This is a genomic window from Luteimonas granuli (genome assembly GCF_007795095.1).
Taxonomy (GTDB): Bacteria; Pseudomonadota; Gammaproteobacteria; order Xanthomonadales; family Xanthomonadaceae; genus Luteimonas; species Luteimonas granuli.
The window spans coordinates 691,306-713,228 of record NZ_CP042218.1; the positions used below are offsets into that span (position 1 = coordinate 691,306).

Below are 21,923 nucleotides of genomic sequence, written 5' to 3' on the forward strand. Positions count from 1 at the left end.
AAGCCGCCTCAATCCTGTGAGCGATTGACCGGTTTCGCCCCGGAGTCCGCAATGCGCCAGAGATAGAAAGCGGCATGCGTCCGGAACGGCCCCCAGCGCTCGCCGCGCACCGCCAGCTCGCGCGGCTTCGGCATCGCCTCGGCCCGATCCAGGAGTTGCAGCCCCTTGCGGATGCCCAGATCGTCCACCGGCAGCACGTCGGGCCGTCCCAGCCGGAACATCAGCATCATCTCCACGGTCCAGCGCCCGATGCCCCGCACCGGCACCAGCGCCGCCACGATCGCATCCGCGTCCATCACCGACATCCGCCTCAGGTCCGGGATCTCCCCGTTCGCCTCCCGTGCCGCCAGGTCGCGCAGCGCCAGGGTCTTGTTGCCGGAGACTCCGCATGCGCGCAGGGTCGCGTCGTCGATGCGGCCCAGGGTGTCGCAGTGGAAGCGCGTGCTGCCGATGGCGGCCTCGACCCGGGACACGATGGTGGACGCCGCCTTGCCGCTGAGCTGCTGGAACAGGATCGCCCGCGCCAGCGCGTCCACCGGATCGAAGCCGCGGCGCCAGCGCGGATCCGGCGCGATCGGACCCAGCCGGCGGATCCAGGTCGCCAGACGACGGTCGCGTCGCGCCAGCCAGGCCTCGGCCTCGAGGGTGTCGTAACCGCGGGCGTGGCGCGGCATGGCCTCAGTCCCGCAGCGCGGCCGCGGCATGGACCAGCCAGCCGAGGATCATCAGGGATCCACCCACCGGCGCCAGCCGCGTCGACAGGTCGAGGAAATGCGCCCCGGCCAGCGAGCCGGCAAACAGCAGCACGCCGGCCAGCAGCAGCCACAGCGCCCCGACCTTCAGGCGCCCCGCGGCACCTGGCGCCAGCGCGGCCAGCGCAAGACCGTGGCCGAAGGCGAAGGCCGCGGCCAGTCCCAGGCGGGCTCCGGCATCGGGCCCCGCGGCGTGCGAGGCATAGGCCGCCAGCGCCACCGCGGCCGAAGCCAACAGGGCGCCGGCCGCGGCGAGCGCCCGGCGGAAACGCGAAACGCCGCATCCGGGGATGCGGCGTTCCGTGCGGACCTTCATCGGACCGGCCTCGCGGCTCAGCGCTTGATGTTCCAGAACACCTTGAACTGGCCGTCGGCGGTGAATGCCGCGTCGATGCCGTTGAGGTAGTACTCGTAAGGACGGCCGATGGCCTCCTCGCCCTGGGTCATCGCCCAGGCGCGGGTGGCGCTGCGGACCGCGTCGAGTTCGGCCATGTAGCCCTTGTAGTTGCCCTGGACGACGCGCGTCGGCTCGCTGCGGACGTAGGTCACCGGGCCCTGCAGCTTGATCGACGCCGGGTCGATGGGCTCGGACTGCGTCGCCGCCACCGCCGGGGCGGCGGCCGCCTCCTCACCTTCCACGGCATCGGCCGGGGCCTGGTCGGTGCCGGTGCCCTTCGGGCGCACGGCCTGGACCACGTCGAAGGTATAGGTGTCGCGGGCGAACTCGGTGGTCACGATACGCACCGGGCCGACCGGCTCGAGGCCGCTCTCGTCCATGGTGCGCTTGATCCACTCGACGTTGTCCTTCATCGCCTTCTTGATGACTTCGTTGTTGCGCTCGATCGCGCCGGCATTGACCACCAGCAGGTTCTCGGCCGGAATCTCGGCGAACTCGAGGCCCGTCAGCATCGAACCCTCGACGCGGTAGTCGTAGTTCGGCACCGAGGCCAGCATGTTGGTCAGGCGGCCGAGCCCGAACTTCATGCTGTCACCGACGTTGCGGCTCACGTACAGGCCGGCATAGCGGCCCAGCAGGTCCCAGCCGTAGGTGACCTGGTAGTTCTGGGTGATCTCGATGTTGCGGCCGCCGCGACCGGTCGGCTTCAGGGTGAAGCTGGTCTGCTTGTTCCTGCCGCGCTTGTCGTCCTCGATCCGGTAGACAACGCGCGAATCCTGCTCGGACTCGATGATCTCCCAGCTGCCCTTGCCCACGCCCGACACTTCGGAGTCGTAGTCGATGCGGGCGCCGACGCCCGAATCCGGGCCCGAGCGGTTCAGGCTGACCTGGCCCAGTGCGAAGGGATGCCAGTCGTCGAAGCGCTTGAAGCTGTTGAGCGTGTCGAACACGATCGCCAGGCGGCGATTGGTCTCGACGCTCTCGGTCAGGGAGCGGCTGGACGGCAGCATCACGCCGACGATCACGAACAGCACGGCGACGATCGCCATGGAAATCAGGAGCTCGAGCAAACGGGTCATTCAGGGTTCTCCGGGACCAGGACCGGCCGAGGCCGGGGCGCAGACCGGCAATCCTAGCAAGATTGCCGGCGTCGCCGCGACCTTCCCGGACGCATTTTCCAGGTTCTTGTCCCGGTCGAGGTAACGCTTCGTTGGAGTCCGGCCCGCCCGCCACGGACGCTCCGTTCGAGTCCTGGCCGCCCGCCACGGACGCAGGGGGGATGCCCAGCCGGATTCTCCGCGTCCTGCTCCCGGATCCGGCCGCCGGCCATCCATGGCCGGCTCTGGGTATCCCCCCCTGCATCCGCGGCGGGCACGACCTTTGGTCGGTCGGGACGAGGGCTACGTCGACGTTCGCGTCGAAACGGAGGGCGTCATGACCGGGAGCTGCCCGGTTCCGCCGCTTTGGATCTTGCGTCCGAAGCCGCAGAACGTCGGAGCCCGTCCCGTGCACAGGGGGTGTGCGGACAGTCGGCCATGGATGGCCGGCGGCCGGCCGATGGGAGCAGGACGCGGAGACGGCCGGGGGAGCACGCCCCTGTGTGCGGGACGGGCTGCGCGGACCCCAACGAAGCGGCTCAGACCAGCTGCAGCTCGAAGGCCTTGAGCACCGCGCGCGTCCGGTCGCGCACCCCCAGCTTGCTGAGGATGTTGGACACGTGGTTCTTGATCGTGCCTTCGGCGACGCCCAGGGAGTTCGCGATCTCCTTGTTGGAGAAGCCCGAGGCCATCAGCCGCAGGATCTCGGTCTCGCGGTCGGTCAGCGGATCCGGACGGTCCAGGCTGACGAAATCGTTGCGCATGTGCTCGAGGCCCGAGAGCAGGCGCTGGGTCACCGCGGGCTGCACCAGCGAACCGCCGGAGGCCACGGTGCGGATGGCGCCCACCAGCTGCTCCAGCGACACGTCCTTCAGCAGATAGCCCTTGGCCCCGGCCTTGAGCCCGGCCAGCACCAGCTGGTCGTCGTCGAAGGTGGTGAGGATGATGGTGGGCGGCAGCGTCCCGGCCCGCGACAGGGCCTGCAGCGCCTCCAGCCCGGACATCGCCGGCATGCGCATGTCCATCAGGACCACGTCCGGCGCGGCCTGTGGAATCACTTCCACCGCCTGGCGGCCATCCACCGCCTCCGCCACCACTTCAATGCCGCCGTCGAGCGCAAGCAGCGAGCGGATGCCCTGTCGCACCAGGGTCTGGTCGTCGACCAGGCAGACGCGGATGGCACGGCCCGGATCCGCCGGGGTTGCAGGGCTGGTCATGTCGCCTCCGTTGTCGTTGACGGCGGGCCGGACGGCTCCGCCACGGGCACCGCGATGTCCGCCACGCCGTCCAGCGGCAGCCGCAGGCGGAGGGTGAACCCCTGCCCCGGCGCGGTCTCGGCCTCCACCTCGCCACCATACGCCGACAGCCGCTCGCGCATCCCGCGCAGGCCATTGCCGGCGATGAAGCCGTCGGCGCCACGGCCGTCGTCGCGGGCCACCAGGCGCACCGCCCCGCGCTCCAGAGCGTACTGCAGGTGCAGGACGCTGGCCTGGGCATGGCGGACGGCGTTGGTGATGATCTCCTGGGTGCAGCGCAGCAGCACGTGGGCGCGCTCCGGGTCCTCCATCGGGAACGGGCGCGGAAGGCGCATCTCCACCTTCAGGCCGGGCACGTTGCCGGCCAGGGGCTCGAGGGTCGCGGCCATGTCGATGGTCTCGTTGCCGCGGATCTGGCTGACCGCTTCGCGGACGTCCGAGAGCAGGAGGCGGGCCAGGGTGTGGGCCTGGCCCACGTGCTCCTGGGCGCGGCCGCTGGTGAGATGGTTGGCCACCTCCAGATTCAGGCTCAGCGCCGTGAGGTGGTGGCCGAGCAGGTCGTGCAGCTCGCGCGAGATCCGCGTGCGTTCGTTGACCCGGACGCTCTCGGCGAGCAGGGCGCGGGTGGCGCGCAGTTCCGCGTTCAGGCGCCGCTGCTCGTCGCGAGCCTGGGCCTGCTGCCGGGCCACCAGGCCGGTGACGAAGGCGAAGCCGGTGAAGCCGACGTACAGGCTGGCCTGGAGGATGGCCTCGCCCCAGGAGAAATCGAAGCCGCGGACGTAGACCGGGACGATCACGAACTCGCACAGCACCAGCAGCGCCACCCCTTGCCAGACCGGCAGCAGCCAGGGCAGCACGCTGGCCACGACCATCAACAGGATGCTGCCCAGCCCGCTCTGGCTGTAGTAGCTGATGGCGATGGCGCCGCCCGCCAGCCCGGCCAGGAGCGCCCGGTCCAGGGATCCGACCCGCTGCCGCCCCAGGCCGCGGGTCAGCCAGGCGTAGCTCGCACCGAACACGGCCCAGGCCAGCCAGGCCTGCACCGCCCCGGGGACCGCCGCAAGCGGCACCCCGTCGCCGCCCTCCTGCGGCAGGGTCAGCAACAGCAGCGGCAGGCCGATCACCGCCCAGGTGAACAGTCCGGCATAGCGCAGCAGGCGGTTGTGGTCGAAGCGCTGGAGCATGCCTGCATGGTAGGGGCAGACGCCGCCGCGGCGACGTCCGGAAGTCATGTCCCGTTGCCGGCCCGTTTCCGGGGCCGGTGCAGCCAGGCGACCGGGCCGTGCGATAATGCGCCGCCCCACGCGCGACGCTGGCCCGCCCGCCCCGCGCGCGACGTTGAAGGTCATTGGCCACACCACGGAGTCTGGAATGTCGATTGTCGTCCGCGACGTGCGCGAGCACGAGCTGGATTCCGTCCTTGCCCTGAACAACGCCGCCGGTCCCTCGATCCTGCCGCTCGATTCCGCCCGGCTGGGCCGGTTCTTCGACACCGCCGACTATTTCCGCGTCGCCGAGCGCGACGGCACGCTGGCCGGCTTCCTGGTCGGCTTCGGATCGCGACGCGGCCACGACAGCAGCAACTTCGCCTGGTTCGCCGAGCGCCATCCGGACTTCATGTACATCGACCGGGTGGTCGTGGCCAGCCGCCGCCGCGGCGGCGGCGTCGGCCGCACCCTCTACGCCGACATCCAGAGCTACGCCGAGCTCCGCTATCCGGTGCTGGCCTGCGAGGTCTTCATCGAGCACGACAACGACGCTGCGCGCATCTTCCACGGCAGCTTCGGCTTCCGCGAGGTCGGCCAGCACGTGATGCCCGGCACCGGCATCCGCGCTTCGATGCTGACCAAGGAGCTGTGCAGCTATCCCTGGGTGCGCGAGACCTACGGCGACGCGCTTCCCGACCAGCCCTGGCTGGCGCGCCCGCGGCCGCTCGGCGAGGCCTGCCTGGCGACGGGCACCCGATGATGGCGAAGGCCCAGGGCGCGCCCGCCCCCGACTTCGAGCCCGCCGGCGAACTCAAGATCGGCCAGGTCGGCATCGCCAACCTGCGCATCCGCACCCTCGACGTCGGCCGTCTGGCCGCGGAGATGCGCGACCGGGTGCAGCGGGCGCCGAAGCTTTTCGCCCGCGGCGCGGTGATCATCGACTTCGGCGGCCTGCCGGCGCTGCCGGACGCGGCCACCGCCCGCGCCCTGCTCGAGGCCCTGCGCGAGGCCGGCGCCCTGCCCGTGGCCCTGGCCTGGGGCAACAGCGAGAACGAACAGCTGGCCGTCGAACTGGGCCTGCCGCTGCTGGCCCGGTTCCGGGCCCAGTACGAATCGTCGGCGGGAGCGACGGCCCCGGCAATGCCGGACCCCGCTCCCCCACCCGCGGCGCCGGCGGCCACCGAACCACCGCGCGCCGCCGCGGGCGCTTCCCGCCAAGGCAGCGGCGGACCTGGCCTGATCCAGGCCTCCGCGGTGCGTTCCGGCCAGCAGGTCTATGCCGAGAACCGCGACCTCACCGTGCTGGCCGCCGTCGGCGCCGGCGCCGAAGTCATCGCCGACGGTTCCATCCACATCTACGGCGCGCTGCGCGGACGGGCCCTGGCCGGCGCGCAGGGCAACGCCCGGGCGCGTATCTTCTGCCGGGAGTTCCATGCCGAACTCGTGGCGGTGGCGGGACACTACAAGGTGCTGGAAGAGATCCCGGCGGAGCTGCGCGGCAAGGCCGTGCAGGTCTGGCTCGAGGGCGACCAGCTGAACATCGCAACGCTCGACTGAAACGCGGGCACAGGAGAGAGACTTTGGCCGAAATCATCGTAGTCACGTCCGGCAAGGGCGGCGTCGGCAAGACCACCACCAGCGCGAGCCTGGCCTGCGGGCTGGCGCGGCGCGGCAAGAAGACCGCGGTCATCGACTTCGACGTCGGCCTGCGCAACCTCGACCTGATCATGGGCTGCGAGCGCCGCGTGGTGTACGACTTCGTCAACGTCACCCAGGGCGAGGCCACGCTGCGGCAGGCCCTGATCAAGGACAAGCGCTTCGACAACCTGTTCGTGCTCGCCGCCTCGCAGACGCGGGACAAGGATGCGCTCAACCGCGACGGCGTGGAGAAGGTGCTGAAGGAGCTCGACGCCGACGGCTTCGACTACGTCGTCTGCGATTCGCCGGCGGGCATCGAGAAAGGCGCGTACCTCGCCATGTACTTCGCCGACCAGGCGGTGGTGGTGGTCAACCCCGAGGTCTCCTCGGTGCGCGACTCCGACCGCATCATCGGCCTGCTCGACTCCAAGACCCGCCGCGCCGAGGCCGGCGAGCCGGTGAAATCGCACCTGCTGCTGACCCGCTACAACCCGGCGCGCGTGGAGAGCGGCGAGATGCTGTCGGTGACCGACGTCGAGGAGGTGCTGGGGCTGAAGACCATCGGCGTGATCCCGGAGTCCGGCGACGTGCTCAACGCCTCGAACAAGGGCGAACCGGTCATCCTCGACATGGAGTCGGGGGCGGGCCAGGCCTACGACGACGCGGTCGCCCGCATCGCCGGCGAGGAGCGGCCGATGCGCTTCGTCCAGCTGGAGAAGAAGGGTTTCTTCAGCAAGCTGTTCGGAGGTTGAGGCATGGGTATGTTCGATTTCCTGCGGGCGAAGAAGAACACCGCGTCGATCGCCAAGGAACGGCTGCGGATCATCGTCGCCCAGGAGCGCAGCACGCGCGGCGCGCCGGACTACCTCCCCTTGCTGCAGCGCGAGCTGCTGGAGGTGATCCGGAAGTACGTCAGCGTCGACGTCGACGCGGTCAAGGTCGACCTGACCAAGGACGGCGAGCACGACGTGCTCGACATCACCGTGGCCCTGACCGACGAACGCACCGCCGCGGGCTGAGGCCGGCGTGCTGCTGCTCGGCGACATCGGCTTCGCGGACGCCGCCGCCCTCCTCGCCGGCCACGGGCTGGACCTTGTGCGCGTCGACGACGGCGCGCCGATCCCGGGCAGCTACTGGGGCGAGCCGGAGGCCGGGATCATCGCCTCCACCGTCTATGCGCGCGCCGACACGCCCGTGCATTCCCTGCTGCACGAGGCCTGCCACCTGATCGTGCTGCCGCCGGAGCGCCGCGCGCAGGTGCATACCGACGCCACCGACTCGGTGCCGGAGGAAGACGCCACCTGCTACCTGCAGATCGTGCTCGCCGACGCCTTGCCCGGCGTCGGCGGCGGTCGGCTGATGCGCGACATGGACGCCTGGGGCTACAGCTTCCGCCTGGGCTCCACGCGCGCCTGGTTCGAGCGCGATGCCGATGACGCGCGTGCGTGGCTCGAGGCGCGCGCACTGCTGCCCGCGGCGGCATCGCGCCCGGTGCCACTTGCGGCTGCATCGGGCGCCTACTAGCCTGCGTGGGTTTCGCGCCGCCACCCGGCGCCACCGGAGATCCATCGTGAACCAAGCCACCCGCATCGCCCTCGCCGTCGCCGCCGGCCTGGCGCTGGCCGCCTGCAGCCGCGCGCCCTCCACCGCCCCCGGCCCCGACGGCACGCCGTCCCAGGCGCAGCTGGAGAAGGAGACCGCGGACGAGTTCATCGCCCGGGTGAATACGGAGTTCGCGCAGCTGATGCCGGAGTACACGGCCTCGCAGTGGGTCGCCTCGACCTACATCAACGGCGACAGCGAGCTCCTGGCCTCCAAGGGCAACGAGCGCTTCCTCGCCCGCACCCAGCAGTGGGTGGAGCAGTCACGGCGCTTCGAAGGCAAGGAGATGTCGCCGGCCACCGAGCGCGCGATCGGCCTGCTCAGGCTCGGCACCGCGATGCCGCCGCCGCGCGATCCCGCGAAGCTGTCCGAACTGACCCGCCTGGCCAGCAGGATGGAAGGCATGTACGGACGCGGCGAATACTGTACCGGCGAAGGCGAGGCCCGCAGCTGCCGCCAGCTGGGCGCGCTCGAGGACGTGCTGCGCGACAGCCGCGACTACGACCGGCAGCTCGACGCCTGGCAGGGCTGGCACACCATCTCCATGCCGATGCGCGAGGACTACACGCGCTTCGTCAGCCTGGTCAACGAGGGCGCGCGCGACCTGGGCTTCGCCGACGCCGGCGAACTGTGGCGCGCCGGCTATGACATGACGCCGGTGGAGCTGTCCGCCGAGACCGACCGCCTGTGGAGCCAGGTCGAGCCACTGTACGAACAGCTGCATTGCTACGCCCGCACACGCCTCGAAGCGAAGTATCCGGGCCGCGGCTCGATCAACGGCATGCTGCCGGCGCACCTGATGGGCAACATGTGGCAGCAGGACTGGAGCAACCTCTGGTCGCTGCTGGCGCCCTACCCGCGCGCCAGCCAGCTGGACGTCAGCGGCGCGCTGGAGCGCCAGTTCCAGGCCACGCTGAACGAGCACCTGGTCCGCGAGAGTGCGCTGCTCGAGACCGACGGCCGCGTGGAGGTCGCGCGCGGAGCGCACCTCGAGCACGCCAGGGCCATGACCCGCAAGGCCGAGGAGTTCTACACCTCGCTGGGCATGCCGGCGCTGCCGGATGATTACTGGACGAACACGCAGTTCATCAAGCCGCGCGACCGCGACGTGGTCTGCCACGCCAGCGCCTGGCAGATGGACGCCGATGCCACCGACGTCCGCACCAAGATGTGCATCAAGCCGAACGAGGAAGACTTCACCACCATCTACCACGAGCTCGGCCACGTCTATTACTACCTGGCCTACGGCCACCAGCCGCCGCTGTTCCAGAACGGCGCGCACGACGGCTTCCACGAGGCCATCGGCGACACCATCGTCCTGGCGATGACGCCCGCGTACCTGCAGTCGATCGGGCTGGTGGAGGGCCAGGCGCCCGGAGAGGAGGCGCTGATCAACGCACAGATGCGCATGGCGCTGTCCAAGGTCGCCTTCCTGCCCTTCGGCCTGATGATCGACCGCTGGCGCTGGGGCGTGTTCGATGGTTCGATCACTCCCGACAACTACAACCGGGCCTGGTGGGAGCTGAAGGCGCGGTACCAGGGCGTGGCCCCGGTCACGCCGCGCGGCGAGGAGTTCTTCGATCCGGGCGCCAAGTACCACGTGCCGGGCAACACGCCCTACACACGCTATTTCCTCTCGCACGTGCTGCAGTTCCAGTTCTACAAGGCGCTGTGCGACGCCGCCGGCCACCAGGGCCCGTTGAACGAGTGCAGCTTCGCCGGCAACGAGGCTGCCGGAGCGAAGTTCTGGGCGATGCTCTCCAAGGGCAACAGCCAGCCCTGGCAGCAGACCATGCGCGAACTCACCGGCGGCGAGCAGATGGACGCCTCGGCGGTGCTGGAGTACTTCGCGCCGCTGCAGACCTGGCTGGTCGAGCAGAACGAGGGCAGGACCTGCGGCTGGAGGGCCTCCGCAGGCATGTGAGCGCGCTCTGCCGCTAGACGTGGTCGGTGGGCTCTGGAAGGCCAGGCCCGCAGGCCTCGACAGGAAGCTGGCGGCCACGATGGCGCTCCAGCCGCCAGACCAGCCAGGCCGCCAGGGTGAAACCGGCGGCCACGATCGCCAGCGTCGCCATCGAACCGCTGGCCAGCGGCGAGAGCAGGCCCGCCACCGCGGCGTTGAGCGCCAGGCTGGTGAAGGCCTGCAGCGACGAAGCCGCGCCGCGCTGGCGCGGATACATGTCCAGCACCGCCAGCGTCAGCACCGGGAACACAAGGGCCACGCCGAAGGCGGTGAGCGCCGGCGGCAGCACGGCCCAGGGCACCGAGGGGTCCGTCACCAGCAGGCCGTAGGCGACGTTGCCGGCCGCGGCCAGTCCGCAACAGGCGAAGCCGGCATTGACCTGGACGGCGTGGGACAGCCGCCCTGCCATGCGCCCGGAGGTGAACGCGCCCAGCATCATGCCGCCGATCATCGGCATGAAGAACCAGGCGAAGCTGCGCTCGTCGAGCCGCAGCAGGTCGAGCACGAACGCCGGCGCCGAGGCGATGTACAGGAACAGCGCGGCGAAGTTGAGCGCGCCGGTCGCCGCCAGCCGCTGGAACCGGCGATTGCTCAGGATCAGCACGTAGTCGCGCAGGAGCCGCACCGGCGGAATGCGTTTCTCCGGCGGGTGCGTCTCCGGCAGCCAGGCCCAGGCCGACGCGGACAGCAGCACGCCGAATCCGACCAGGAACCAGAAGATGTCGTTCCATGCGCCCCAGCCCAGGATCCAGCCGCCGATCACCGGCGCGATGGCCGGGGCGATGCCGAAGATCATCGACACCTGGCTCATCAGGCGCTGGGCGTCGTCGCCGTGGAAGATGTCGCGGATCACCGCGCGGCCCACGATCAGGCCCACGCCGGCCGACAGCCCCTGCAGCACGCGGAACGCCAGCATCGTGGCCAGGTCGTCCGCCAGCGCGCAGCCCACCGAAGCGGCGGTGAACACCACAAGGCCGCCCAGGATCACCCGCCGCCGCCCGAGTGCGTCCGAGGCCGGCCCGTGCACCAGGCTCATCAGCGCATAGGCCACCAGGTAGGCGCTGATGGTCTGCTGCATGGCCAGCTTGTCGGCGCCCAGCGAGGCGCCCATGGCCGGGAACGCCGGGAAGATGGCGTCGATCGAGAACGGGCCGAACATCGACAGCCCGGCGAGCAGCAGCGCCAGCCGGCCTGTGGATCGGGGAAGATGCGGCGCGGCCATCAGCGGGGCGCACCCTGCGCGGCTGGCGGCATGGTGAGGTCTGGGATCGGGGGAGGCGGCTCAGGATATCAAGCGCCGGGCTATAATCCCGGTGCTGCATCCCACCCGCGGGAGAAGCCGCCCGGACCGCCGGGCCGGCTGCCGAAGGCGCAACGCCCGTAATCGCTCAGGCCCACGTACCGCAGGCGGGGAACAACTCTGGAGAGACCGGTCAAACCCGGCGCCGAAGGTGCATGGGGCGGGGCGTCTGCCCGGCCCTGAACTCTCAGGCAAAAGGACAGAGGGGCGCCCCGCGTGCGTGCACGCGGCCCTTCCGCGCCCGCCAGAGTCCGATCGCCATGTCCAAGCCCGCCTCCCTCCGCTCGCTCGAGCACCACGACGCCTTCGTCTCGCGCCACATCGGCCCCAACGACGCCGAGGTCGCGCACATGCTGCGCGTGGTCGGCCACGAATCGCTCGACGCGATGACCGACGCCATCGTGCCCGGCTCGATCCGCTCCGGCACCGCGCTCGACCTGCCGCCGCCGATGAGCGAGGTCGACGCGCTGGCGAAGATCCGCGGCATCGCGAAGCGCAACACCGTCTTCCGCAGCTTCATCGGGCAGGGCTACTACGGCACCCATGTCCCCAACGTCATCCTGCGCAACATCCTCGAGAACCCGGCCTGGTACACCGCCTACACGCCCTACCAGGCGGAGATCTCGCAGGGCCGCATGGAGGCGCTGATCAACTTCCAGACCATGCTGGTCGACCTGACCGGCATGGAGATCGCCAGCGCCTCGCTGCTGGACGAAGCCACCGCCGCCGCCGAGGCGATGACGCTGGCCAAGCGCTCGGCGAAGTCGAAGTCGAACGTGTTCTTCGTCTCGAAGAACGTGCACCCGCAGACGCTCGAGGTGCTGCGCACGCGTGCCGACGGCCTCGGCATCGAGCTGCAGGTGGGCGACGACGCCGACGCCGCCACCGTCGACAGCTATGGCGTGCTGATGCAGTACCCGGACACCTTCGGCCGCATCCACGACTACCGCGCCGTCGCCGGGGCCGTGCATGCGCGCGGCGGCGTGGTGGCGGTGGCCGCCGACCTGCTCGCGCTGACGCTGATCGCCGCGCCCGGCGAATGGGGTGCGGACATCGTGGTCGGCAACACCCAGCGCTTCGGCGTGCCCTTCGGCTTCGGCGGCCCGCACGCCGGCTACATGGCCTGCCGCGACGCGTTCAAGCGCCAGATGCCGGGCCGCCTGATCGGCGTCTCCGTGGACGCCGAGGGCAATCCCGCCTACCGCCTGACCCTGCAGACCCGGGAACAGCACATCCGTCGCGAGAAGGCGACCAGCAACATCTGCACCGCGCAGGTGCTGCTGGCCGTGATGGCGGGCATGTACGCCGTCTACCACGGCCCCGAGGGCCTGGCGCGGATCGCGCGCCGCGTGCACCGCTTCACCGCGATCCTCGCCGACGCCCTGCGCAAGGCCGGCGCGTCCGTTGGCGGCGACTTCTTCGACACCCTGCACGTCACCGGCGTCGACGCCGCCGCCGTGCACGCCAGGGCCCGCGAGGCGCGCATCAACCTGCGCCACTTCGACGATGGCGCCATCGGCATCAGCCTCGACGAGACCACCACCCGCGAGGACGTGGCCGCGCTTGCCGCGCTGTTCGGCGGTTCGATCGACGACATCGACGCGCTCGACGCCACCACGCCGGACGCGCTGCCCGCCGGGCTGCCGCGCGGCACGCCGTTCCTGACCCACCCGGTGTTCAACACCCACCACAGCGAGCACGAGCTGCTGCGCTACATGCGCGCCCTGGCCGACAAGGACCTGGCCATGGACCGCACGATGATCCCGCTGGGCTCGTGCACCATGAAGCTCAACGCCACCGCCGAGATGATCCCGATCACCTGGCCGGAGTTCAGCCAGATCCACCCGCTGGCGCCGGCCGACCAGACCGAGGGCTACGTGGAGCTGATCGACGGCCTGGAGGCGATGCTGGCCGAGATCACCGGCTATGACGCGGTCAGCTTCCAGCCCAACTCGGGCGCGCAGGGCGAGTTCGCCGGCCTGCTGGCGATCCGCGCCTGGCACCGTTCGCGCGGCGAAGGCCATCGCGATGTCTGCCTGATCCCGGAATCCGCCCACGGCACCAACCCGGCCTCGGCGCAGATGGCGGGCATGACCGTGGTCGTGACGCGTTGCGACGCGAACGGCAACGTCGACGTCGAGGACATCCGCCTCAAGGCGGAGAAGTACGGCGACCGCCTCGCCGCGATCATGATCACCTACCCCTCCACGCACGGCGTGTTCGAGGAGGACGTGGTCGAGATCTGCGAGATCGTGCATGCCCACGGCGGCCAGGTGTACACCGACGGCGCCAACATGAACGCGCTCGTCGGCGTCGCGAAGCCCGGCACGTGGGGCTCGGACGTCAGCCATCTCAACCTGCACAAGACCTTCTGCATCCCGCACGGCGGCGGCGGCCCGGGCGTCGGTCCCTGTGCGGTGAAGTCGCATCTCGCGCCGTTCCTCCCGTCAGCCGTGCCCGCCACCGGCGACGAGGCCGGCGACGCCCCGCGCGTGGGCATGGTCTCGGCCGCAACCTACGGCTCGGCCAGCATCCTGCCGATCAGCTGGATGTACATCACGCTCATGGGCGCGGAAGGCCTGCGCCGCGCGACCCAGGTCGCCCTGCTCAACGCCAACTACATCGCCAGGCGCCTCGAGCCGCACTACCCGACCCTCTACACCGGCCGCAACGGCCTGGTCGCGCACGAGTGCATCCTCGACCTGCGCCCGCTGAAGGACGCCACCGGCATCGGCGCCGAAGACGTGGCCAAGCGCCTGATCGACTTCGGTTTCCACGCGCCGACGCTGAGCTTCCCCGTCTCGGGCACGCTGATGGTGGAGCCGACCGAGAGCGAGAGCCTGCACGAGCTCGACCGCTTCATCGACGCCATGATCCAGATCCGCGAGGAAATCCGGGCGGTCGAGGACGGCCGTCTGGACCGCGAGGACAACCCGCTCAAGCACGCCCCGCACACCGCGGCGCAGGCCTCGGCCAGCGAGTGGTCGCACGCCTACCCGCGGGAGCTGGCGGTGTTCCCGCTGCCTTCGCTGCGCCAGCAGAAGTACTGGCCGCCGGTGGCGCGGGTGGACAACGTGCACGGCGACAAGAACGTGTTCTGCAGTTGCATTCCGATCGGCTCGGCCGAGGACGAGCCGGAGGCGTTCAGCGAACCCGACGTGGTGTAAAAGCGGGCTGCGGGCGGGAGGCCGGGGCACGACGTCGGCTTTACGCACGGCGGAACAGGATGGTTGCTCCCCCCGCAAGGAGCAGCCCCATGGCCAGGGCCCGCACACCGACCGCAGCGTCGCCCCGTACGCAGCCATCGACTGATCGCAAGCCCGCGAAGGCGAAACCCGCGGGCAGCGCGGGCCGCCCCGCCGGCCCGGACCCCGAGTTCGATGCACCGCGCGGCAACGGCGGCGAGTACCAGCAGCAGGCCGGCGGCGAGCGTCCCCGGCTGACCACCAACCAGGGCGTGGTCATCGCCGACAACCAGAACTCGCTCAGGCAGGGCCCGCGCGGCCCGGCGCTGCTGGAGGACTTCATCCTCCGCGAGAAGATCATGCACTTCGACCACGAGCGCATCCCCGAGCGCATCGTGCATGCGCGCGGTTCGGCCGCGCACGGGTACTTCGAGCTCACGAGGTCGCTGGCGGAGTACACCCGGGCGAAGCTTTTCACCGAGGTCGGCGAACGCACGCCGGTGTTCACGCGATTCTCCACCGTGGCCGGCAGCAAGGGTTCGATCGACACCCCGCGCGACGTACGCGGCTTCGCGGTCAAGTTCTACACGAAGGAAGGCAACTACGACCTGGTGGGCAACAACGTCCCGGTGTTCTTCATCCAGGACGCGATCAAGTTCCCCGACCTGGTGCACGCGTTCAAGCCCGAGCCCGACCGTGGCTTCCCGCAGGCGACCAACGCGCACGACACGCTCTGGGACTTCATATCGCTCACGCCCGAGTCGATGCACATGATCATGTGGGCGATGAGCGACCGCACCATCCCGCGCTCGCTGCGGATGATGGAAGGCTTCGGCGTGCACAGCTTCCGCTTCCTGGACCACGAGGGGCACAGCACCTTCGTCAAGTTCCACTGGCGGCCGAAGCTGGGCGTCCAGTCCACGGTCTGGGACGAGGCGATGAAGCTCCAGGCCGCGGACAACGACTACCACCGCCGCGACCTGTTCGAGTCGATCCAGGCGGGCGACTTCCCGGAGTGGGAGTTCGCGGTGCAGCTGTTCACGGAGGAGGAGGCCGAGGCCTTTCCCTTCGACCACCTCGACCCGACCAAGATCGTCCCCGAGTCGCTGGTGCCGCTGCAGGTGGTCGGGCGCATGGTGCTCGACCGCTGGCCGGACAACTTCTTCGCCGAGACCGAGCAGGTGGCCTTCTGCCCCGCCAACCTCGTGCCGGGGATCGACTTCAGCAACGACCCGCTGCTGCAGGGGCGGCTGTTCTCCTACCTGGACACGCAGCTGATCCGGCTCGGGGGCCCGAATTTCCACCAGATCCCGGTCAACCAGCCCAAGTGCCCCTTCGCCAACCAGCAGCGCGACGGGCACATGCAGACGCAGGTGCCGCGCGGGCGGGTGAACTACGAGCCCAGCTCGCTGCAGGAAGACAGTCCGCGGGCCGACGCCGCGACGGGCTTCCACAGCCACGCCTCGGTGGACGACGGCGCCAAGGGCCGCATCCGGCCGGAGAGCTTCGCCGACCACTTCAGCCAGGCACGGATGTTCTTCCGCAGCCTCGAGGCGCCGGAGCAGGCGCACCTGGCCTCGGCCCTGGTGTTCGAGCTGTCGAAGGTGGAGACGCCGAAGGTGCGCGAGCGCCTGGTCGGTCAGCTGCGCAACGTCGACGGATCACTGGCCGAGCGGGTCGCGGACGGCCTCGGCATGGACATGCTGCCGCCCGGGGTGCCTGCCGCGATGCCGGCACAGGACATGCCTCCCGCGCCCGAGGTGCGCATCATCGGGCGCATGAAGGACACGCTGGAAGGCCGCCGCATCGGCATCCTCATCGACGAGGGCAGCGACGCCGCAACGCTGAAGGCCTTGCGCAAGGCCGCCGAGTCCGCCGGCGCCACGGTCAAGGTGGTGGCACCGAAGCTGGGCGGCGCAACCCTGTCGGACGGCAGGAAGCAGGCGGCCGACGGCCAGCTCGCGGGCACGCCTTCGCAGGTGTTCGACGCCGTCGCGGTGCTGTTGTCGGAGGCCGCGGGCAGGAAGCTGGCGAAGGAATCGGCGGCGGTGGACTTCGTCGCCAACGCATGGACGCACCTCAAGGCGATCGCATCCGATGACGGCGCGCTGCCGCTGCTCAAGGCCGGCCACGTCGGCCGCGACGCGGGCATCGTCGACGCCGCCGACGCCAGGGCCTTCATTGCCGCCGCCAAAACGCGGCAATGGGCGCGCGAGCCGAAGCTGCGCAGCCTCGCCTGAGTGACGCCGATGCGCGCGGCGACGCTTCCGGACCCCGTATGCGGCGGCGGTGAGCCCCCGGACATCGCCACGGACCTTGCCGCCCGCTACGCGGACATGCGCGCCCGCACCGTCGCGCTGGCCGCGCCCTTGTCGCCCGAGGACGCGCAGCTGCAGTCGATGCCCGAGGCCAGTCCCGCGAAGTGGCATCTCGCGCATACCACCTGGTTCTTCTCGCGCTTCGTGCTGGGCGACGCCCCCGGGGAAATGCCTGCGCGTTGGGATTTCCTGTTCAACAGCTACTACGTCGGCGCCGGCGAACGCCACGAGCGCGCGCATCGCGGACTGGTCTCGCGGCCCGCGCTCGCCGACGTGCTGGCGTGGCGCGACGCCATCGACGCGCGCATGCTCGAACGCCTGGCGGCCGGCGGCTTCACGCCGCACCAGCTGGACCTGCTCCTCCTCGGCGTCCACCACGAGCAGCAGCACCAGGAGCTGTTGCTCACCGACATCAAGCATGCACTCTGGTGCAACCCGCTTCAGCCGGCCTATGACCCCGGCTGCACGATCGAACGGGCGCACCTTGGCCGTGCCGACGATGCCGACGCTCCGGCCGGTGCGCCGGGCGGATGGATCACCTGCGGGGAGCGCATCGTCGACATCGGTGCGCCGCCATGGCCCGGCGCCGGCTTCGCCTACGACAACGAGAGCCCGCGCCACCGCGTGCTGCTCGGCGCGCACGCGATCGCCCTCCGACCGGTGGACAATGCCGGGTACGCCGCCTTCGTCGCCGACGGCGGCTACGCGACTCCGGCGCTGTGGCTGAGCGACGGCTGGGACCTGGCCCAGCGCGAAGGCTGGCGGCGCCCGCTGTACTGGCACGAGGACGGCGCGCGCGAGTTCACCCTGGCCGGCTGGAGCGAGCGCGATCCGGAAGCGCCCGTGCGCCACCTCAGCCACTACGAGGCCGACGCCTTCGCCCGCTGGTCCGGCGCACGCCTGCCGACCGAGTACGAGTGGGAGCATGCGTCCCCCAGGCTCGCGGGCATCGGCCAGGCCTGGGAATGGACGTCCAGCGCGCACGCTCCCTATCCCGGCTTTCGTCCCTTGCCGGGCACGCTCGGCGAGTACAACGGCAAGTTCATGAGCGGGCAGCTGGTGCTTCGCGGAGGCAGTTGCGCCACGCCTGCGGGACACGCGCGCTCGAGCTACCGCAACTTCTTCGCACCGCACGCGCGCTGGCAGTTCTCCGGCCTGCGCCTGGCAAGGGACACCGATTGAGCAGCAGGCTGCGGATCACCGACCTTCACCCCAGCGTCGACGACATCGCCGGCGACGTGCTGCGCGGGCTGTCGTCGGATCCGAAGCACCTGCCGTCGAAGTACTTCTACGACCAGCGCGGCTCGGAGCTTTTCGAGGCCATCACCCGGCAGCCGGAGTACTATCCCACGCGCATCGAGCTCGCCCTGCTCGCCGAACGCGGGCCGGAAATCGCGGCCGCAGTCGGACCGCGCGCGCATGTGGTGGAGTACGGCAGCGGCAGCGGCCGCAAGACGCGGCTGCTGCTGGACGCACTGGACGATCCCGTCGCCTACACGCCGATCGAGATCTCCCGTTCGGCGCTGACCGCGAGCGCCGAACGCCTGGACCGCGAGTTCGGCGACGTGGAAGTTCTGCCCGTGCTGGCGGACTTCACCCGCGCGGTGCCGCTGCCCGCGCCTTCCCGCGCCGCCCGCTCCGCCCTGGTGTTCTTTCCCGGATCGACCCTCGGCAACTTCAGCCACCGCGAGTCGCTGCGGCTGCTGTCGGCCATGCGGGACACCATGGGGAGCAGCGGCGCCGCCCTCGTCGGCCTCGATCTCGAGAAGGATCCCGCGGTGATCGAGGCCGCCTACAACGATGCCGCCGGCGTCACCGCCGAGTTCACCCTCAACCTGCTGCGCCGGCTCAACCGGGATATCGGCAGCGACTTCGACCTGGGCGGCTTCGCGCACCGCGCGCGCTACATCCGGGCCGAAGGCCGGGTGGTGACCACGCTGCGGAGCCTGCGCGACCAGATCGTCACCGTCGAGAGCCGCGAATTCAGGTTCGCGCGCGGCGAGGAAATGCAGGTCGAGCAGAGCCGGAAGTACACCGATGCCGGCATCGAGGCGCTGGCCGCCGAGGCGGGCCTGAGCGTGGCAGGGGCCTGGAACGACCCGCGCGACTGGTTCGGCCTGCGCCTGTTGCGGCCGGCCTGAGCGTGGCACGCCGCGGCATCCGGCCGCGGCCCTGCCGTGCCCGGTCAGTGCTTGCGCATCTGGTCGCGCGCGCTTTCGGCGCGCGCGGCGCCGATCGCGGTCTCCACCTTCCTGACTTCCTCGGGCGGCGGCAGCACCGCCGCCAGCCCCAGGGACTGCAGCCACAGCTCCCGGGTCCAGCCCTTGGTGTGATACAGGTGGTGGTCTTCCTGCGATTCGACCTCTTCGTACGCGGCCATGAGCGCCTTGCCGACGTCGCCGGAGGCCTTCTTCGCCACGTAGCCGACCAGCTCCCAGTTGAGATGGTCCTTGGTCTCGGCGAGCACCACGCATTCGGCGGCGACCAGTTCCGCGGCCGCCGGATCATCCGCGTCCCGGGCCATCTCCATCGCTTCCACCAGGGCCCTGCCGTGGTGGGCGACGATCTCGCGGCCCGGCGTGCGCACCTCGGGGTCGAGTCCGAGCTGCTCGAACAGGGCCAGCAGGACTTTCTGGTGCTCCCTGGTCTCCTCCAGGTACTCGTTCCACTCCTTGCGCAGGTCGTCGTTGACCGCGCACTCGATCGCGGCCAGGTAGACCTCCTCGCCGCCGATTTCCGTTTCGAGCCCCTGGTACAGGAGTTCGTGCAGCTGTGCCTTGTCGTAGCTCGCGCGTGCCATCTCGCGCTCCTCTGATCCGGATGGGGGAGGGTCCACCTTCGGGGCATCGGCGTTGCGCGGCGGTGAAGCCCGCTGTCCTACCATGTCGCCACCATTCATGTCGGGACCCGCGATGAAGGCCGTGATCTACCACAACCCCCGCTGCAGCACCTCGCGCAAGGCGCTGGCAATGATCCGCGACGCCGGCATCGAGCCGGAGATCATCGAATACCTGCTGCATCCGCCTGGACGCGAGCGGCTGGCGGCGCTGATCCGCGACGCCGGCCTGAGCGTGCGCGAGGCGATCCGCGCCAAGGAGCCCGCGTACGCGCGACTCGGCCTCGACGACCCTGGCCTGGACGACGAGGCGCTGATCGACGCCATGGTGCGCGAACCGGTGCTGATCCAGCGGCCCTTCGTGCAGACCGCGCTGGGAACGCGGCTGGGCCGGCCGGTCGAGGCGGTGCAGGAGATCCTGCCGCCCGCGGTCACTCCCTGAGCGTCGGCTCCGGCCCGGCCGGCTGCCGTCCCGGCTCTCCGCGCAGGCAGTCATGCAGGTGCCGCAGCTCCCGCTCCAGCAGCGGCGGCAGCAAGGGCAGCGCGGGCGGCGGGTTCTCCTTCGTTTCCGCGGCCGTCGCGAGCACGCGCAGACTCTCGCGCAGCCCGGTCTCTCCGCCCTCGCCAAAGAGTTCGCGCGCCCGCTCCCGGGCGGCCGCGTCGTCCAGCCGATCGAACATCCAGCCCGCCGACAGCGCGCGGTATGCCAGTTGCAGGGTGGCGGCCACTGCCGGCCATTGCCGCTCGGCCTCGCTGCGCTGCGCGGGCCCTGCGGCCAGTGCGCTTTCGTAGGCATCCTCGAGCGCGAAGCCCTGGCGCTGCAGGTCGCGGGCCGCGACCCGCGCGGCCCGCGTGTCCACGTCCCCGCGCGCCAGGTGCGGTGCCAGGGCATCGACACCGCGGATCGTGCCGGCCAGCAGCGGCGGCAGCACCGCCGCCGGCTTCGACGGCAGCAACCGGAACACCAGCAGCGCCACCAGGCAGCCCACGGCGGTATCGACCCCACGTGCGAGCACATAGGCGCCGGGCGAATCCACCGGATGCCCGCCCGATGCGAGCAGCAGCGCGGCGCTGGTGATGAACACCACCGCCGCGGCGTAGTTGCGCACCACCAGCATCTCGACCGCGAACTGCAGCGCCATCACCGTCAGCACCAGCCACGGCCCCTGCGGATACAGCAGGATGATCGCGCCGCCCAGCAGCAGTCCGACCCAGGTACCGAGCAGCCTCTCGGCCGAGCGCACCAGGGTGCGGTTCCAGTCGAAGCCCTGGTGCAGCATCAGCACCGCCGCCGCCACCGCCCAGTACGAGCGCTCGAGGTTGAACTGCGCGCCCAGCCAGCCCGCAACCAGCGCGGCAAGCCCCACGCGCAGCACCACCCCGCGCGAGAGCGAGCCCGGCCGCAGCGCCTCCGCCAGCACCGTGAGCGCGCCCGGATGGCCCAGCGGCACCATGCCGGGCACCACGCCTTCGGGGAGCTGGCCGGCGTGCACCAGGGCACGCGCCTGCGCCTGCAGTCCGCGCACCTCGTCGATGGCCGTCGACGAGGGGTCGCCGCGGTCCGGCCGCCATATCGCGTCGGCGAACAGCGTGTGCAGTCGGCGATTGATCGCGCGCAGCGCAGTGAGGCGGCCGCCGGACGTGGCGCGCTTGTGCTGGTAGGTGACCAGGGTGCTCCAGGCGGCATGCAGGGCGCGCGCCGCGGCGTGTCCGGCGCGCCGCTGCCCGGGCGTGCCGATGGCCGCGGCATGCTCGGCCACGGCATCGCCCGCCCGCACCACCGCCGCCTTCTCCGGGCCGCGTGGATCGACGAGGACGCCCAGCATGTGCACGCACCATGCGAAAGAACCGCCACCCAGCACCAGCAGCGCCGAGTGCAGCGGTCCGCCGGGCGGCTCGCGCATGCCGCTGGCCGCGGCGCAGGCGAGCAGGAACATGTAGGCCCCCGGCGGACCGATCTGGAAGGCGTTGCCCATCCAGGTGGCCACCATCGCCAGCGCCGCCACCACGGGCACCACGACCAGTGCGCCCGCTTCGGCGGCCGCCATGCCGAGGCCCACCGCCAGCGCGAACGCGAGCGCGATACCGGCCAGTTCCCGCGCGCGGTCGAGGTATGGCCGGTCGCTGCCGTACAGCGCGGTGAAGCCGCCGGTGGCGGCCATCATCCCCGCGGTGACGTCGCCGGCCAGCCAGCCGGCGAGGATCGGCATGCCCATGCAGAACGCGGCGCGCAGCGCGAAGCGCCAGCGCCGCGGCGGTCCCCGGCGCACATGGAACACGCCGCGCAGCTGCTTGCGCAGGCCGGGCGGCTCCGGGCTGTGGGTCGCGGTCGACACGCAAGGATTCTAGCCCCGCATGCCGACCGCGGCCG

19 protein-coding genes and 1 riboswitch are annotated in these 21,923 nt (G+C 70.8%); of the genes, 11 read left to right on the plus strand and 8 right to left on the minus strand.

Annotated features, from left to right (window positions below):
• Nucleotides 1-8 precede the first annotated feature (8 nt).
• From FPZ22_RS03105 to FPZ22_RS03125, 5 genes are all read right to left on the minus strand, one after another.
• A complete protein-coding gene (locus tag FPZ22_RS03105) occupies nucleotides 9-674 on the minus strand; it encodes a DNA-3-methyladenine glycosylase family protein (protein WP_144890198.1) in 666 nt (221 codons plus the stop codon).
• 4 nt (nucleotides 675-678) lie between these two features.
• A complete protein-coding gene (locus tag FPZ22_RS03110) occupies nucleotides 679-1,068 on the minus strand; it encodes a DUF423 domain-containing protein (protein ID WP_144890201.1) in 390 nt (129 codons plus the stop codon).
• Nucleotides 1,069-1,085: 17 nt separating this feature from the next.
• A complete protein-coding gene (locus FPZ22_RS03115) occupies nucleotides 1,086-2,228 on the minus strand; it encodes a polyketide cyclase (RefSeq protein WP_144890204.1) in 1,143 nt (380 codons plus the stop codon).
• A 557-nt stretch (nucleotides 2,229-2,785) separates the two neighbouring features.
• A complete protein-coding gene (locus tag FPZ22_RS03120; RefSeq protein ID WP_144890207.1) occupies nucleotides 2,786-3,463 on the minus strand; it encodes a response regulator in 678 nt (225 codons plus the stop codon).
• Entirely contained in the window at nucleotides 3,460-4,686 is a 1,227-nt protein-coding gene (locus FPZ22_RS03125) for a sensor histidine kinase (protein ID WP_144890209.1), read from the minus strand. The genes FPZ22_RS03120 and FPZ22_RS03125 overlap by 4 nt, the downstream gene beginning before the upstream one ends.
• Nucleotides 4,687-4,873: 187 nt before the next feature.
• Here FPZ22_RS03125 and FPZ22_RS03130 point away from each other — a divergent pair, with 187 nt between their 5' ends.
• From FPZ22_RS03130 to FPZ22_RS03155, 6 genes are read left to right on the plus strand one after another with little or no spacing between them, the layout of a single operon-like run.
• Nucleotides 4,874-5,470: a GNAT family N-acetyltransferase gene (locus tag FPZ22_RS03130; protein WP_144890212.1), complete on the plus strand. Its 597-nt coding sequence runs from the start codon at nucleotides 4,874-4,876 to the stop codon at nucleotides 5,468-5,470.
• A complete protein-coding gene (minC, locus tag FPZ22_RS03135) occupies nucleotides 5,470-6,267 on the plus strand; it encodes a septum site-determining protein MinC (protein ID WP_144893881.1) in 798 nt (265 codons plus the stop codon). Before FPZ22_RS03130 ends, minC begins: the two co-directional genes overlap by 1 nt.
• A gap of 23 nt (nucleotides 6,268-6,290) precedes the next feature.
• A complete protein-coding gene (minD, locus tag FPZ22_RS03140) occupies nucleotides 6,291-7,100 on the plus strand; it encodes a septum site-determining protein MinD (protein WP_144890215.1) in 810 nt (269 codons plus the stop codon).
• A gap of 3 nt (nucleotides 7,101-7,103) precedes the next feature.
• Complete coding sequence (minE, locus tag FPZ22_RS03145) at nucleotides 7,104-7,367, plus strand: cell division topological specificity factor MinE (protein ID WP_144890217.1); 264 nt, start codon at nucleotides 7,104-7,106, stop codon at nucleotides 7,365-7,367.
• A gap of 7 nt (nucleotides 7,368-7,374) precedes the next feature.
• On the plus strand, nucleotides 7,375-7,872 hold the full coding sequence (locus tag FPZ22_RS03150) for a hypothetical protein (protein WP_144890220.1): 498 nt from the start codon (nucleotides 7,375-7,377) through the stop codon (nucleotides 7,870-7,872).
• Nucleotides 7,873-7,915: 43 nt separating this feature from the next.
• Nucleotides 7,916-9,874 carry a M2 family metallopeptidase gene (locus FPZ22_RS03155; protein ID WP_425463032.1) on the plus strand — a complete coding sequence of 653 codons (1,959 nt, stop codon included), beginning with the start codon at nucleotides 7,916-7,918 and terminating at the stop codon, nucleotides 9,872-9,874.
• A 13-nt stretch (nucleotides 9,875-9,887) separates the two neighbouring features.
• Here FPZ22_RS03155 and FPZ22_RS03160 read toward each other — a convergent pair whose 3' ends face one another.
• Complete coding sequence (locus FPZ22_RS03160; protein WP_144890225.1) at nucleotides 9,888-11,135, minus strand: multidrug effflux MFS transporter; 1,248 nt, start codon at nucleotides 11,133-11,135, stop codon at nucleotides 9,888-9,890.
• Between the two features lie 188 nt (nucleotides 11,136-11,323).
• Nucleotides 11,324-11,426: riboswitch (glycine riboswitch) on the plus strand.
• Between the two features lie 47 nt (nucleotides 11,427-11,473).
• Between FPZ22_RS03160 and gcvP the strand changes: the two genes are divergently transcribed.
• The 4 genes from gcvP to egtD all read left to right on the plus strand — a co-directional run bounded on the left by gcvP (nucleotide 11,474) and on the right by egtD (nucleotide 18,857).
• On the plus strand, nucleotides 11,474-14,380 hold the full coding sequence (gene gcvP / locus FPZ22_RS03165; protein ID WP_144890228.1) for an aminomethyl-transferring glycine dehydrogenase: 2,907 nt from the start codon (nucleotides 11,474-11,476) through the stop codon (nucleotides 14,378-14,380).
• A gap of 89 nt (nucleotides 14,381-14,469) precedes the next feature.
• A complete protein-coding gene (locus FPZ22_RS03170; RefSeq protein WP_144890231.1) occupies nucleotides 14,470-16,638 on the plus strand; it encodes a catalase in 2,169 nt (722 codons plus the stop codon).
• A gap of 96 nt (nucleotides 16,639-16,734) precedes the next feature.
• Nucleotides 16,735-17,898: an ergothioneine biosynthesis protein EgtB gene (gene egtB / locus FPZ22_RS03175; RefSeq protein WP_425463033.1), complete on the plus strand. Its 1,164-nt coding sequence runs from the start codon at nucleotides 16,735-16,737 to the stop codon at nucleotides 17,896-17,898.
• Nucleotides 17,895-18,857 (plus strand): L-histidine N(alpha)-methyltransferase, encoded by a 963-nt coding sequence (egtD, locus tag FPZ22_RS03180; protein WP_144890233.1) that lies wholly within the window; start codon nucleotides 17,895-17,897, stop codon nucleotides 18,855-18,857. The genes egtB and egtD overlap by 4 nt, the downstream gene beginning before the upstream one ends.
• A gap of 44 nt (nucleotides 18,858-18,901) precedes the next feature.
• Here the strand turns inward: egtD and FPZ22_RS03185 are convergent, their stop codons facing one another.
• Nucleotides 18,902-19,516: a hypothetical protein gene (locus FPZ22_RS03185; protein WP_144890236.1), complete on the minus strand. Its 615-nt coding sequence runs from the start codon at nucleotides 19,514-19,516 to the stop codon at nucleotides 18,902-18,904.
• Nucleotides 19,517-19,628: 112 nt separating this feature from the next.
• Between FPZ22_RS03185 and arsC the strand changes: the two genes are divergently transcribed.
• Nucleotides 19,629-19,994 carry an arsenate reductase (glutaredoxin) gene (gene arsC / locus FPZ22_RS03190; RefSeq protein ID WP_144890239.1) on the plus strand — a complete coding sequence of 122 codons (366 nt, stop codon included), beginning with the start codon at nucleotides 19,629-19,631 and terminating at the stop codon, nucleotides 19,992-19,994.
• Here arsC and FPZ22_RS03195 read toward each other — a convergent pair.
• A complete protein-coding gene (locus tag FPZ22_RS03195; RefSeq protein WP_144890242.1) occupies nucleotides 19,984-21,888 on the minus strand; it encodes an FUSC family protein in 1,905 nt (634 codons plus the stop codon). The genes arsC and FPZ22_RS03195 overlap by 11 nt on opposite strands.
• Between the last annotated feature and the right edge of the window lie 35 nt (nucleotides 21,889-21,923).

Coding starts and splice junctions, on each gene's coding strand:
- FPZ22_RS03105 (WP_144890198.1), bottom strand. CDS start 674: ATGCCGCGCCACGCCCGCGGTTACGACACCCTCGAGGCCGAGGCCTGG.
- minE (WP_144890217.1), top strand. CDS start 7,104: ATGGGTATGTTCGATTTCCTGCGGGCGAAGAAGAACACCGCGTCGATC.
- egtB (WP_425463033.1), top strand. CDS start 16,735: ATGCGCGCCCGCACCGTCGCGCTGGCCGCGCCCTTGTCGCCCGAGGAC.
- FPZ22_RS03130 (WP_144890212.1), top strand. CDS start 4,874: ATGTCGATTGTCGTCCGCGACGTGCGCGAGCACGAGCTGGATTCCGTC.
- FPZ22_RS03115 (WP_144890204.1), bottom strand. CDS start 2,228: ATGACCCGTTTGCTCGAGCTCCTGATTTCCATGGCGATCGTCGCCGTG.
- arsC (WP_144890239.1), top strand. CDS start 19,629: ATGAAGGCCGTGATCTACCACAACCCCCGCTGCAGCACCTCGCGCAAG.
- FPZ22_RS03170 (WP_144890231.1), top strand. CDS start 14,470: ATGGCCAGGGCCCGCACACCGACCGCAGCGTCGCCCCGTACGCAGCCA.
- gcvP (WP_144890228.1), top strand. CDS start 11,474: ATGTCCAAGCCCGCCTCCCTCCGCTCGCTCGAGCACCACGACGCCTTC.
- FPZ22_RS03125 (WP_144890209.1), bottom strand. CDS start 4,686: ATGCTCCAGCGCTTCGACCACAACCGCCTGCTGCGCTATGCCGGACTG.
- FPZ22_RS03110 (WP_144890201.1), bottom strand. CDS start 1,068: ATGAAGGTCCGCACGGAACGCCGCATCCCCGGATGCGGCGTTTCGCGT.
- FPZ22_RS03120 (WP_144890207.1), bottom strand. CDS start 3,463: ATGACCAGCCCTGCAACCCCGGCGGATCCGGGCCGTGCCATCCGCGTC.
- minC (WP_144893881.1), top strand. CDS start 5,470: ATGGCGAAGGCCCAGGGCGCGCCCGCCCCCGACTTCGAGCCCGCCGGC.
- FPZ22_RS03160 (WP_144890225.1), bottom strand. CDS start 11,135: ATGGCCGCGCCGCATCTTCCCCGATCCACAGGCCGGCTGGCGCTGCTG.
- FPZ22_RS03185 (WP_144890236.1), bottom strand. CDS start 19,516: ATGGCACGCGCGAGCTACGACAAGGCACAGCTGCACGAACTCCTGTAC.